Source organism: Nocardia sp. XZ_19_369 (genome assembly GCF_015355715.1).
In the GTDB taxonomy this organism is placed as follows: Bacteria; Actinomycetota; Actinomycetes; order Mycobacteriales; family Mycobacteriaceae; genus Nocardia.
The window spans coordinates 357,378-370,482 of sequence record NZ_JACVED010000004.1 but is presented as its reverse complement, the minus strand read 5'-3'; the positions used below and the strand labels follow the sequence as shown (position 1 = coordinate 370,482).

The window sequence follows — 13,105 nt, the reverse complement described above, 5'->3', positions numbered from 1 at the left end:
GAAGCGACAATCAGACCGACCGAACAGAGTGGGGGCAGCTATGCCGGATCCGGCCATGCTCGAATTATCCGACGTGACCAAGGAATACCGAGTCGGCGGGCAGACGGTCCGCGCGCTGGACGCGATCAGTCTGCGCATCGAGCCGGGCGAGTTCACCTCGATCATCGGGCCGTCCGGCTCCGGCAAGAGCACGCTGCTGCACCTGCTCGGCGCGCTGGACACTCCGGACGCGGGCTCGATCCTGTTCCAGGGCACCGAGATCGGCGGGATGGACGACGAGCGCCAGTCCGAGTTCCGCCGGCACCGGGTCGGTTTCATCTTCCAGTTCTTCAACCTGCTGCCGACACTGTCCGCGTGGGAGAACGTCGCGGTCCCGAAGCTGCTGGACGGTACCGGATTACGCAAGGCCAAACCCCGCGCGCTGGAGCTGCTCGACCGCGTCGGGCTCAGCGATCGTGCGGGCCATCGGCCTGCCGAGCTGTCCGGCGGTCAGATGCAGCGGGTCGCGGTGGCCCGGGCGATGATCATGGATCCGCCGTTGATCCTGGCCGACGAGCCCACCGGCAACCTGGATTCCAATACCGGCGCGTCCATTCTGGAGCTGCTCGGCGAGATCGCCGGTTCGGGTAATTCGGTGGTGATGGTGACCCACGATATGAGCGCGGTGACCTACTGCGACCAGGTGATCACGTTGCGCGACGGCAAGATCGGGTCCAACGAAACCGCCGAGCGGTCGGTCAGCGCATGATCGGCGCCGCATGGGATCGCTTGCGGCTGTTCAATATCGGAGAACTTCTCGTCCATCGCGGACGCACCGTCCTGTCCCTCGTGGTGATGGGCGTATCGGCGGGGCTGCTCGTCGCGGTGCTGAGCATCTCCGGTTCGGTCACCGGGTCGGTGGACCGGCTGACGCACAGCCTCGGCGGCCGGGCCGCGCTAGAGGTCACCGGCGTCACCGACGCGGGCTTCGATCAGCAACTGCTGCAACGGGTCGCGGCCATGCCCGGGGTGGACAAGGCAGTGCCGATGGTGCGCGCGCAGATCGGTTCGGGCGCGGACCGGGCCCTGCTGATCGGGGCCGACCAGAATATCGGCGCGCTGGGTGGCGGACTGGCCGGGCCGATGACCGCACAGGTCGGCAAGCTGCTCACGGTGCCCAACGGCGTCCTGGTCGGTGCCGCCATGGGACATGCGGAGGGTGCGCGGTTCGTCCTGGGTTCCGGAACCGTCACCGTCGCAGGCGTTCTCGACGAGGAGACGTCGAAACAGCTCAACGGTGGCCATATTGTCGCCGCGCCGCTCGGGCTCGCCCAGCAGGTCACCGGGCGGAGCGGCCGATTGGATTCCATTCAGGTCATTCCGGCACAGGGCATTTCGGGCGAGGCCTTGCGTGCCGAACTCACCGCGGCCGTCGATGGTCGCGCGGTGGTCGCCGACCCGAGCCTGCGCACCGCCCAGGCAGGCAGCGCCGTGCAGCTGGTGCGGTACTCCACCATGATGGCTTCGGCTGCGGCGCTGATCGTTTCGGCCTTCCTCATCTACAACGCCATGAGCATGGCCATCGCCCAGCGCAGACCCATGCTGTCGCTGCTGCGGGCCATCGGCGGCAAGCGCGGGCCGATGGTGCGGGATCTGCTCGCGGAGGCCGCGCTGCTCGGCCTGCTCGGCGGCGCCGTCGGCGCGGTGCTCGGTATCTTCATGGGGCGCCTCGCGATCGACCAGTTGCCGGTCGCCATCATGTCGTCGGTGGAGGCGCGCACCGAGTATCTGGTGCCCGGCTACGCGATCCCGGTCGCCGTCGCCGCCTGCGTGGTCGCCAGCGTGACCGCCGCCGGGTTGGCCACCCGCCAGGTGTACAAGGTGGAGCCCATCGAGGCGTTGGTGCCGGTCGGTGTCAACAGTGCGGATACGACCAGCCCGCTGCTGCGCTGGGCCGCGGTCGGCGCGGGTCTCGGGCTGGCCGCGCTGGCGGTCGCGATCGCCACGGTGGACCTCGGCCGCTATTCGCTCGGCGCCATCTCGACCGCGTTCGTCGCGGCCATCGCGCTCTGCTTCGCCGCCACCGGTCCACTCGTTCGAGCGGCGGCGGCCATCGCGCGTGCGTTCGGTGCGCCCGGTGCGCTCGGCGCGACCACGCTGGAACGCGCACCGCGCCGGGTGTGGGCGACCGCGATGACCGTGCTGATCGGTGTTGCGGCGACCGTCGCGATGAGCGGGGCGTCGAACAACATGGTGGATTCGGCCACCACCACGTTCGACGACCTGGCCAGCACCGATCTGTACGTCAGCCCCGCCTCGAGGGCACAGTTTCCGACCGGTCCGCTGCTGCCCGCCGGACTGGCCGACCGGATCGCGGCGGTCCCCGGCGTGGCCGAGGTCAGCCCGGCCCAAATGGCTTTCGCCACCCTCGGCAGCGGCCGGGTGATGTTGCAGGGCTTCCCGCCCAGCGCACGGCAGACCCGAATGCGCATGCTGGACGACACGGTCGCCGCCGGACTGTCCGCCGGTGCGGGCGTGGCGATCTCGCGTGACGTGGCGAAGTCGCTCGGCGTGGACGCCGGCGCCCAGCTGACCCTGCCTTCCCCCACCGGCCCACGCACCGTCACTGTGCTGCAAGTGATTCCGTACTTCTCGGCGATCTCCGGCGTCGTGATGATGGATCTCGACCTGCTGCGCACGTGGTACGAGCGACCCGGCGAAACGATCGTCGCGGTGAACATCGCACCCGGCGCGGATCCCGCGGCCGTGCAGGGGGCGATCCGGCAACTGGTACCGCCGGAGATGCACGTGGACACCGGAGCCAACGCGGTCATCGCGGCCACCGCCAGCATCGAACAGGGCTCGGCGATGAGCAACGCCATCCTCTGGATCGTGGTGCTGGTGGCCACGGTGGCCCTGCTGAACACGTTGATGCTGTCGGTGCTCGAACGCCGCAGGGAACTCGGCGTGCTGCGGGCCATGGGCACCAGCCGCCGATTCCTGATGCGTTCGGTGCTCGCCGAGGCGGCGGGCATCGGATTGATCGGCGCGGCACTGGGTCTCGTCGTCGGCATCGCCGTGCAGTACCTGGCCACCCTCGCCATGGCGCACGCGCTCACCATCGACGTCGTCTACCAGCCGAGCCCGATGCTGCTGGTCTACGGAACCATCGCGCTCGCGCTCGCACTGCTCGGTTCCATCCCGCCCGCACTGCGGGCGGGACGGCTGCCGATCGTGGCGGCGCTGGCGGTCGACTGAATACCGTTGGCTACAACGGCAATCCGGTGAACCAGGTCTTGAACTTCTGCTGGGTCATGCCGAATCCGGATTCCGGTTGGCTGTCGGTGAGCGTCACCTTGGCGAAGAACAGGTAGTTCGACCGCGCCGAGTCGGATTCGAAGCTCACCACCAGGAACCCGTCGGGGAAGCCGCCGTCGGCCTTCTGCCACCGATAGGTGGTGTAGGACTTGCCGCCGTTGCGTTCGGTCGCCTTGGTGTTGGACGGCAGGTCGCGCACCGCGGCCTTGGCGTCCTCGGGTGTCTTGAAGGCGACCACGATGAAGTCCGGCTCGGCGATCGGCACGCCCCAGCAGTTCCACCCCGTCTCCCACTTCGGGAAGGCGGGCACGTCGTCGTCGCTGGAGATCTTCTCGCCCGCCTTAGCGGTGTCCAGGAAGCAGGTCTTGTCGTGATAGCCCTTGCCGGTGCCGATTCCGTATTGGGTGTCGACGCCCTGCGGGAGGATCTTCGGGAAGGCCTTGGCGACGAGTGACGCATCGGCGGACGTGTCCGCTGCCGGGGGCTTACCGACGTCCAGCGGGTCCGCCGAGTCCGAATCCAGCAGTTTCGTCAGCACAACCCCGGCGACCACGAGCACGACCACGACGATCAGGGCGATCACCGCGATCAGGCCGGTGTTCGAGCGCCGGGCCTGGGGGGCCGGGTAGCCCTGAGCGGCACCCGCTGGGCTGTAACCCATTGGTGGGAAGGCTTGCCCGGCACCGGAATTGGGCGGATAGCCACCACTGGCCTGGCCCACCGGTGGAAACGACTGGTCGGCGCTGGAACTGGGCGCGTAGCCGCCGCCGGCCTGACTGACCGGGGGGAAAGTCTGTCCGGCAGCGGAATTCGGCGGCGAATAGCCAACGCCGGCCTGGCTGACCGGTGTGAACGACTGTCCAGCAACGGACTGCTGCGGCGGCGCCGAATAGCCGGTTCCGGCGGACGGGAACTGTTGCCCGGCAACAGCGCCCGACGTGTACTGCGGCGCGGCGTAGGTCGGGGCGGAGCCGGCGAGCGGCGCCGGGTACGACGGCACCTGGTACGAACCTTGGCTCGGCGGCTGCGCGAGCACCGTCGGAGCGGGCGGCGCGGTGTACTGCACCGCGGTGGGCAACTGCGGCAGCTGCCCGGCGAGCGCTTGCTTTGCGGCAGTGGCGAAGTCGAGGCACGACGCGAACCGCTGGTCGGGACGTTTCGCCATCGCCACCGCGATGACCGCGTCCAGCGCGGGCGGCAGACCGGCCCGCAGCGCCGACGCGGACGGCGGCGGTAACTGCAGGTGCCCGCGGATGATGTCGGCCGGGGCGGGCGCGTCGAACGGCGCGACCCCGGTGAGCAACCAATACAGCGCGCACGCCAGCGAATACTGGTCGGAGCGGTGATCCAGGTGCGCGCCGGTCATCTGCTCCGGCGAGGCATAGGCCAGGGTGGCGGTGAACATGCCGGTCTGCGTCAGGTGCGTGGAATCCTCACGCAGCCGGGCGATGCCGAAGTCGGTGAGGAACACCCGCTCGCGGTGCCCGCCGCTGGACCGGGCCAGCATGATGTTGGCCGGCTTCACATCGCGGTGCAGCACGCCCATGCCGTGCGCGTAATCCAGTGCCCCGGCGACGCCTTCGATGATCTGCACGGCCCGCTCCGGCGGCAGCTTCTGCGGCGTCACCGTCGCCGCGTCGATGCCGTCGACGTACTGCATGGAGATCCACAGCTGGTCGTCCTCGGTGCCGCGGTCGTACACCGCGACGATATTCGGATGATCGAGCTGAGCGGCCAGATCGGCTTCTCGCTCGAACCGCGCCCGCACCTCGGTATCGGTGAACAGCTCACGGTTGAGCAGTTTCAGCGCGGTCTGCCGTGGCAGCCTGGGATGGCGGGCCAGATACACCGAGCCCATGCCGCCCTGCCCGAGCAGCTTCTCGATGGTGAACCCGGCGAAAACCTCACCGCTGGTCAGCAACACGTTCCCTTCAGGTCGACCGCGGCCCCCGGATGTCACGTCCGAGCGCGTCACACAGAGCTTGGAGCATAACCGGTAACCCCGTAGCCATGCCGTTTCGAATTCTTAGGGGAAATCGGTGAAACTATGGTGGAGACATCATGGTCACGTCAACGATCTATGACGCGTTCATAATGTCCGCACGCCCGGTTACCGATCGGGTCGACCGGATGAGCTAAATTTTGCACCGCCGACTGACAGCGATGACACGCAGAGCGGGTGGTGGGGAGGACGCGTGGTGAAGTCGACGGGAACCGGATCTGTGCTGCGCAGATTACTGCGCGGCACCGCCCTGGTCACCTTGCTCGGCTTGACCTCGTGCGCGCTGCTCCCCGGCGACCGCAACCACAACGACCGGCCCGCTGTCGTCGTCGACACCGCCGGATCCTTCCGGCCCGGCCTCTCGGTGTCCATCCCCGACTCGCTGGCCGCCGACTTCACCCAGCTGCAACCGAGCCTCGGCGGCCAGGTCGGCCTGGCGATCATGCCGGTCGGCGGCGGCCGGATGACCATCTTCGGCGACTGGACCAGTGGCATCGCCTGGTCCACCATCAAGGTCCCGCTGGCCATCGCGGCGCTGCGGCACGACTCGGACCGCCGCATCCTCGAAGACGCCGAGGCCGCCATCACCGTCTCGGACAACGATGCGGCCGAGCAACTCTGGCAATCGCTCGGCGACGGCCTGGAGGCCGCCCAGGCGGTGCAGGACGTGATCGACGAGGGCGGCGACTCCACGACCGGCGTGGCCGGGCCGCGAACCAGGTTGGACTACACGGCATTCGGGCAGACCGAGTGGACGCTGGCGAACCAGGTGCGGTTCGCCTCACGGCTGCCGTGCCTGCCGCAGACGTCCGAGGTGACCGCGCTGATGTCGGAGATCACGCCCGAACAGTCCTGGGGGCTGGGCACTTTGCCGGGCGCCGCGTTCAAGGGCGGCTGGGGTCCCGACGACGACACCGGCATCTACACGGTCCGGCAATTCGGGGTGGTGCCGACGGAGTCCGGGCTGGTCGCCGTAGCCCTTGCGGCACAGGCCGATTCGGGGACCTACGACGACGCCACCGCCATGCTGAGCCGGCTGGCCGTACTGCTCGGACGGCACCTGAACGAGCTGCGCGGCGGCAGCTGCACGCCATGACCGTCAGCCGGGCGTGACCAGTCCGGATTCGTAGGCCAGCACCACGGCCTGCGCCCGGTCGCGCAGGTTCAGCTTCGAAAAGACCTTGGAGACATGCGTTTTCACGGTCTGCTCGGCGACGAACAGCGATTCCGCGATCTCGGTGTTGGACATGCCCTTGGCGATCAGCTCCAGCACCTCACGCTCACGGGGCGTCAACGAGGTCAGCGCGGGCGCCGGTTTCGCGCGAGCGGCGGAGCGACGGCGGGTGACGTCGGCGATGAGCCGCCGGGTGACCGTCGGCGCCAACAGGGCCTGGCCGTCGGCGACCACCCGGACCGCGCGCACCAGCTCTTCGGCGGGCGCGTCCTTGAGCAGGAAGCCGCTGGCGCCGATGCTCAGCGCCTCGTACACGTAGTCGTCGATGTCGAAGGTGGTGAGCATCAGCACCCGCACCGGCGGCTCGAACCCGGCGGCCAGGATCAGCCGCGCCGCGTCCAGTCCGTTCATCTCCGGCATGCGCACGTCCATCAGAACCACGTCGGGGCGCAGCCGCTTGGCCTCGGCCACCGCGATCTTCCCGTCCTGCGCGTCCCCCACCACGCTGATGTCCGGCTGGGCCGCGAGCAGCGCACCGAAGCCCTGCCGCACCATTGCCTGATCATCAGCGATCAACACCGTTATTGCCACCGCCCTACCCTAAGGGGACGACGCCCGCGACAGCGAGACGGTTCAGTTGGCGGCTTGCTCGACCAGGACCGGGTCCAGGGTGGTCGTCGGGTTGAGCGGAATCCGGGCGTGCACCTCGAAGCCACCGTCGGGGCGCGGGCCCGCGGTCAGGTCGCCGCCGACGGCCAGTGCCCTGGCCTGCATACCCGCGATGCCGTGGCCGCCGTTGCCGACGGGGCGCGCGACCGTGGCGGTGGGGCCGTTGCCGACGATGAGCTCCACGAGCGGGCCGACGCGCAGGTGCACCTGGACCGGGGCCTCCGGTGCGTGCCGTGACGCGTTAGACAGCGATTCCTGGGTGATCCGGTACAGGGCCAGGCCCGCGCCGTCGGGGACGGTCTCGAGCTGGCCGTCGATCGTCCACGCGATCCGCACGCCGGCGCGCAACGCGCCCTCGAACAGGCTCGGCACATCGGTGGCCTTCGGCTGCGGGGTGTGCTCGGGCGCCTGGCCGTCGCTGCGCAGCACGCCGAGCATGCCGCGGATCTCGTTGAGCGCCTCGCGGGCGGTGGCGCCGATGGATTCGAATTCGGCACGGGCAGCAGGGGTTACGCCCTCGACCCGGTACGGCGCGGTCTGTGCCTGCACCACCACCAGCGACATGTGGTGGGCGACCACGTCGTGCAGGTCGCGGGCGATGCGAGCCTTCTCTTCGAGAATCACCCGACGGGCCCGCTCGACCTCGTTCTCCTCTTCCTGGCGCACCAACTGCTTGCGTGATTGCACCAGCCACCGCACCAGCAGGCCGAACAGCACCACCGCGCCGAGCGCGATCGGCCAGCCCCACACCGAACTCGCCACACCGCCCTCGTTCGACATCGTGGTGCCGAGCAGCAGCGATGTCGCGACCCAGGCGACGCCGATGATCGGGACCGTCGTCCGCACCGCGACTGCGAACAGCAGCACGAACAGCGAGAGGATGTGCACGACCTGCATCGGCATGTCGTTGTTCGGCTGGTGCGGGATCGCCAGGGCGATGAGCATGCCGGAGCCCGCCGAGATGGCCCAACCCAGCGCCGGATTGATCCGGACCAGCAGCACCGGGAACGCGGCCAGCGCCGCCATGAACGGCTGCACCGCAGGCGGCACCGCGTGGGTGATGTGCAGGGTCGGCCAGGCCACCGTGAAGAAGATGAGGGCGACGACCACGGTGCTGAAGTCGAACCACATCTGGGCGCTCATTTGCCGGACCCGGGCACGGCTCTGCTGCTTCATAGTTACGACCCTAGAAAGTCCAGCGTGCTACCACGTCATACCCCCGGGTGATTTCGCACCCCGTACCCAGGTAGGAGGGCATGACCGGACTCCCCCGGGGGCACGGCCCCGGAAACCGGTCCCCGGCGTGAGGCCCGCGAGCGGGTCGGATTCCTAGCGTCTAGATCATGAGCACACCGACCACCGCAGGACCCGCAACGGCGCGGTCCGCACAGGCCGCAGGCGCCCCCCGTTCTTCCTCCGCCGCAACCGGTTCCGCGACGCGACGGGCGGCGGCACTGACCGCCGCGGCACTGACCACCATGGCCGCCGCCGTGTTCCTGGCGCCCGCACCGCAGGCCGCGGCGGCGAGCGTGTCCGCACCGGTCGAGAACGCGGTGGCGGGCGCGGCGGTGGCCGACCTGACCTCGGGCGGTCCCGGTTCCCTCGCCGCCATGCCGGACGACTTCGCCGCGCGGTTCGGGTATCGGCCGAGCACCGTCGACGGACTGCTGGCGAACCCGCAGGGTGACTGTTCGTCGCCGGTGACCTTGCCCGTGGAGTTCGAGACGGCGTGCAAGGCGCACGACCTGGGGTACGACCTGCTGCGCTACGCCGAGCAGCGCGGTGAACCGCTCGGGCCGTGGGCGCGGCAGGCGTTGGACAGCACGCTCGATCGGCACATGCACGAGTCGTGCGAGAGCCGGGTGGATCCGTTCTCGCGGACCAGGTGCAATGCCATGGCGGCTATCGCGAGCACGTTCGTGGATCTGAATTCGCGTCGGCAGGCTTATGGGGCGCCCGTGGTGGAGTCGACGTTCGGTGCGGCCGACGCCGATTCGGCGACAAGCTGGCAGTTGCTCGGAGTGCTCGGTGCCGGGGTGGCCGGGCTGGGTGCGGTGCTGACGGTGCGGCGGGCGACACAGAGCGCCGGTGTTCCTTGGGCGATGAAAGCTACTGCGGCACAGGGGGTTCAGTGATGACCAGCACACTGTCGAGATCGGTCGACACCGATGTCACGGATGACGCGCTTGCCGATGGGGCTGTGCTGGGATTCGATGATCTGCAGGTACGAAGGCCGCGCGGCGCTGTCCGCCGGAAGTTGGGCGCCGCGCTATCGACTGCGGCACAACAGTTTTCGGTACCGCGTGCCGGTACTACGGTGGCGATCGGTGTGGGCACGCTAATTTCCCTCGCTCCGGGACTGCTGCCGCGGACGCCTGGGGCACAGGCGATATTGACCGGATTGCTCGTGGTGCTCTCGTTGGGTATCGCAGGGATCGTTCGGTTCGTGGTGCGGCGCTGGGGTTTTGATGTTCATCGCAGGCTGGTGCGGGCCCGGTTGCCGTTGCTGATCGGGACCGCCGTGCTGGTGGTCGGCGCGGTCGCACTGGCCGGGGATTGGCAGAACTCGTTGCGGGCGGCCATGAGTACGGCACCGATCGGGGCGGGCTACTGGCTGCTGTGGCTGATCGAGTCGGTACTGATCGTCGGTGTGCTGCTGGGGATCAGCCGTTCGATCGGGTGGGTACTACGCAAACTCGGTTGGGCGCGTGGGGTTTCACTGGCCGTGGTCGCGGCGGGGTTCTTGTATCTCGTCGCGGCACCAGCGGCGGTGGGTTGGCGGCAGACCGCCTACGCCGGTGCCAATGCCGCGCTGGATCCGGCTCTGGTGCAGCCGGTCTCGGACGCCAGGTCCGGTAGTGCGGCGTCGGCGGTGAGCTGGTCGTCGCTCGGGGCGGAGGGGCGCAAGTTCGTCAGCGGTGCGCCCGCCGGGCCGCCCCGGGTGTACGTCGGGGTGGAGTCGGCGCCGGATCTGGATTCCCGTGTCGCACTGGCCGTTCGGGAGTTGGAACGCTCCGGCGGCTTCGAGCGGTCGAACCTGGTGGTGATGGTGCCGACCGGTTCGGGCTGGATCGACAGCAACGCGGTGCGCGGCTTCGACCAGCGCTTCGGTGGCGACGTCTCCCTCGTCGGTTTGCAGTACTCCTACGCGCCCAGTTGGGTGACCTTCGTCTTCGGTCGCGACGATGCCGTCGATGCCGCGCGGGCGCTGTTCACCGCTGTGGAGGACCGGATTCGCACGCTCGAGCACAAGCCCGCGCTCTACCTGTACGGGCAGAGCCTCGGTGCGATCGGCGGCAGCTCGGTCTTCGCCGACGACGCCGACCAGGACCGTCGCACCTGCGCCACGCTCTGGGCCGGACCGCCCGCAGGGCAGGTCCATCGCGCCGGCGCAACCGTGCTGGCCAACACCTCCGACCCGGTGATCCACTGGTCGCCCGCGCTGCTGTGGCGCGCACCCGACCTGACCGGCGCCCGCATGGATGCGCCACTGCCCCAATGGCTTCCGGCGGTCAGCTTCGTGCAGGCGACCGCCGACCTGCTCGCCGCACTGAACGCACCCGCAGGGCACGGTCACCGCTACGGCACCGATCAGGGCACTGCCATGGGCAGCTGCTGACATAGAACGTGTTCTAATTGTGCCCATGGCCTTTGTCATCGACGCCACCGTGGACATCGACGCGCCCGCCGAACTCGTCTGGCAGGTGATCACCGACTTCCCCCGCTACGGCGAGTGGAACCCCTTCGTCAGCGAATGCCGCAGCTCGCTGGTCCCCGGCGAGCCGATCGACATGGTCGTCCACCTCGGGCCGCGACCGCGTCGGCAGCGCGAATGGATCCGCTCGCACACACCGGGGCACGAGTTGAGCTATTCGATGAAGCCGGTGCCGCTGGGCACGCTCAACAGTTTCCGCTCGCACACGATCACACCGATCGATGCGGAGCGCACCCGGTACGAGTCGCACTTCGAGTTGAACGGCTGGTTGCGACCGGTGGTGGTGGCGTTGCTCGGGAAGCACCTCCAGCGCGGTTTCGCCGGGATGACAGCAGGGGTCAAAGAGCGGGCGGAATCTTTGCGCGCCAGCTGATCCACCCAGCACGGTCGCATTGTGGCCGCAGTGCTCCCTGCGCTGCGCTGAGGATGCGCATCAGCAGATAGCGCACACCCTTTTCGTAAGCCGCACACCCAGTACACGTGGTGTGCGGCTTACACAAAGGGTGTTCGGCCGCCAGGTGGCCCGCAGAGCTCGCCGGACCGCACGTTCAGCCCACCAGTTCACGGAGTGGCCAGGCCGCGAACTGCGAGACGTTGCCGCGGCTCGATGCCCAGTCAGGCGCGGAGGTGAGCTAGGGCCGCGTCGAGTGCCGCGTCGGCGTAGGACTCGGTGAGGCCGCCGAGGCCTAGGGACCAGCGGCTCTGGATCGGGCCGAGTAGGAGGTCGGTGGCCAGGTCGAGGTCGAGGTCTGGGCGGAGCTCGCCGGATCGGACGCCGGCGGCGAGGCGGTCGGCGACGGCGGCACGTTGCGGAAGCAGCAGGCGTTCGCGGTAGGCGGCGCCGATTTCCGGGTCTTGCTGGATCTCGATGTACATCGCGCGGAGGAAGGATTCGAAGCCGGGGTCGGTGAGGGCGGCGATCGAGCCGCGCAGCAGGGCGCGCAGGTCGGCGGCGATGTCGCCGGTGTTCGGGAGGGCCAGACCGTCCGGGCCCGAGTCGAGTTCGAGCATCGCGTCGAAGACGACCGCACCCTTGGACGGCCACCAGCGGTAGATGGTCTGCTTGCCGACGGCCGCGCGGGCCGCGATCGCCTCGACGGTGAGCTTCGCGTAGGGCACTTCGCGAATGAGCTCGGTGGCGGCGGCGATGATCGCGGCCCGAGCGCGTTCGCTGCGGCGGGTGGCGCTGGGGGTGTCCGGCATGCGGCCAGGCTAACACCAACGAGACGAAACGTCTCGTATTGACATTGCTGGACCAGCGGTGCATTCTCTTCAAACGAGACGGAGCGTCTCGCGACGAAAGGATCTCCCCCATGACCAAAACGTGGCTCATCACCGGTGCCAACCGCGGACTCGGCCGGGCCTTCACGCTGGCTGCGCTCAGTGAGGGTGACCGCGTCGTCGCGACCGCTCGCGACCCGCGGTCCATGGCCGACCTCGCCCAGGATCGACTCACCGTGCTGCCGTTGGATGTTCGCGGTCGCGATGACGTAATCGCCACCGTGAACAAGGCTTTCGCGCTCACGGGCACGATCGATGTGATCGTGAACAACGCGGGCTACGGCCTGGTCGGTGCGATCGAGGAACTGAGCGAGTCGCACATCCGCGATCAGATGGACACCAATTTCTATGGTGCCCTGTGGGTTTCACAAGCAGCCGTGCCGCACCTACGCGCGCAGGGCTCCGGACACATCGTGCAGATCTCGACGGTCGGCGCGGTCGGCAGCCTTCCACTGTTCGGCATGTACAACGCGAGCAAGTGGGCACTGGAAGGATTCAGCGCGGCGCTCGCCGACGAGCTGCGGCCTTTCGGCATTTCCGTAACCCTCGCTCAGCTGGGTGGTTTCGACACCGACTGGGCGAAGACGAGCATGAAGTTCGGCACCGCGCTACCCGCCTACGAGCAGGTGCGCACCGCGATCCTCGGCATGCCGGACTACCCGGACCCGAGCGCGCCGCCGCCGGCCACCGACTATGAATCCGAATGGCAGGAGGCCGCACCGGAAGTCGGCGCGGCGGGGCTCCTCGCGCTGGTGAACATGCCCAACCCGCCGGTCCGCAAAATCATCGGGCCCGGCGCCCATCAGATGGTCTCGATGGCGTTGGATCAGCGCCGCCAGGACTATCTGACGGATCCCGAATTCACCTGGCCGGTCTGACTATTGAGCGCCAGAACTTCGCGCGCCAGGACTCCGCACACACGGCGGCTAACTGTCCGGTGTGCGAAGTCCTAGGCGTGGGAAAGCAG

11 protein-coding genes are annotated in these 13,105 nt (G+C 68.7%); 7 read left to right on the top strand and 4 right to left on the bottom strand.

All coding sequences use genetic code 11. The features are described 5' to 3' along the window. The first annotated feature begins 40 nt into the window (after positions 1–40). Positions 41–748 carry an ABC transporter ATP-binding protein gene (locus IBX18_RS17035; protein ID WP_194834928.1) on the top strand — a complete coding sequence of 236 codons (708 nt, stop codon included), beginning with the start codon at positions 41–43 and terminating at the stop codon, positions 746–748. Beyond that, entirely contained in the window at positions 745–3,237 is a 2,493-nt protein-coding gene (locus IBX18_RS17030; protein WP_194834612.1) for an FtsX-like permease family protein, read from the top strand. The genes IBX18_RS17035 and IBX18_RS17030 overlap by 4 nt, the downstream gene beginning before the upstream one ends. Before the next feature lie 10 nt (positions 3,238–3,247). Here IBX18_RS17030 and IBX18_RS17025 read toward each other — a convergent pair whose 3' ends face one another. Beyond that, the gene (locus IBX18_RS17025) at positions 3,248–5,221 is read right to left on the bottom strand and encodes a protein kinase (RefSeq protein ID WP_306796293.1); all 1,974 of its coding nucleotides are present in this window, start codon (positions 5,219–5,221) and stop codon (positions 3,248–3,250) included. A 274-nt stretch (positions 5,222–5,495) separates the two neighbouring features. On the opposite strand from IBX18_RS17025, the gene IBX18_RS17020 reads away from it, so the two are divergent. After that, entirely contained in the window at positions 5,496–6,395 is a 900-nt protein-coding gene (locus IBX18_RS17020) for a hypothetical protein (RefSeq protein ID WP_306796292.1), read from the top strand. 3 nt (positions 6,396–6,398) lie between these two features. On the opposite strand, the gene IBX18_RS17015 is transcribed toward IBX18_RS17020, so the two are convergent. Both IBX18_RS17015 and IBX18_RS17010 read right to left on the bottom strand, forming a co-directional pair. Further along, a complete protein-coding gene (locus IBX18_RS17015) occupies positions 6,399–7,064 on the bottom strand; it encodes a response regulator transcription factor (protein WP_135232589.1) in 666 nt (221 codons plus the stop codon). 42 nt (positions 7,065–7,106) lie between these two features. After that, on the bottom strand, positions 7,107–8,318 hold the full coding sequence (locus tag IBX18_RS17010) for a sensor histidine kinase (RefSeq protein WP_228541264.1): 1,212 nt from the start codon (positions 8,316–8,318) through the stop codon (positions 7,107–7,109). Positions 8,319–8,485: 167 nt separating this feature from the next. Between IBX18_RS17010 and IBX18_RS17005 the strand changes: the two genes are divergently transcribed. The 3 genes from IBX18_RS17005 (at position 8,486) to IBX18_RS16995 (ending at position 11,230) form a co-directional block, all read left to right on the top strand. After that, positions 8,486–9,277, top strand: a complete 792-nt coding sequence (locus tag IBX18_RS17005) for a hypothetical protein (RefSeq protein ID WP_194834610.1) — start codon at positions 8,486–8,488, stop codon at positions 9,275–9,277. Between the two features lie 188 nt (positions 9,278–9,465). Beyond that, complete coding sequence (locus IBX18_RS17000; RefSeq protein ID WP_373889203.1) at positions 9,466–10,761, top strand: alpha/beta-hydrolase family protein; 1,296 nt, start codon at positions 9,466–9,468, stop codon at positions 10,759–10,761. A 25-nt stretch (positions 10,762–10,786) separates the two neighbouring features. After that, positions 10,787–11,230 (top strand): SRPBCC domain-containing protein, encoded by a 444-nt coding sequence (locus IBX18_RS16995; protein ID WP_194834608.1) that lies wholly within the window; start codon positions 10,787–10,789, stop codon positions 11,228–11,230. A gap of 242 nt (positions 11,231–11,472) precedes the next feature. Here the strand turns inward: IBX18_RS16995 and IBX18_RS16990 are convergent, their stop codons facing one another. Next, positions 11,473–12,060, bottom strand: a complete 588-nt coding sequence (locus tag IBX18_RS16990) for a TetR/AcrR family transcriptional regulator (protein ID WP_194834607.1) — start codon at positions 12,058–12,060, stop codon at positions 11,473–11,475. Positions 12,061–12,170: 110 nt separating this feature from the next. Here IBX18_RS16990 and IBX18_RS16985 point away from each other — a divergent pair, with 110 nt between their 5' ends. Further along, positions 12,171–13,016 carry an SDR family NAD(P)-dependent oxidoreductase gene (locus IBX18_RS16985; RefSeq protein ID WP_194834606.1) on the top strand — a complete coding sequence of 282 codons (846 nt, stop codon included), beginning with the start codon at positions 12,171–12,173 and terminating at the stop codon, positions 13,014–13,016. Positions 13,017–13,105: the final 89 nt, after the last annotated feature.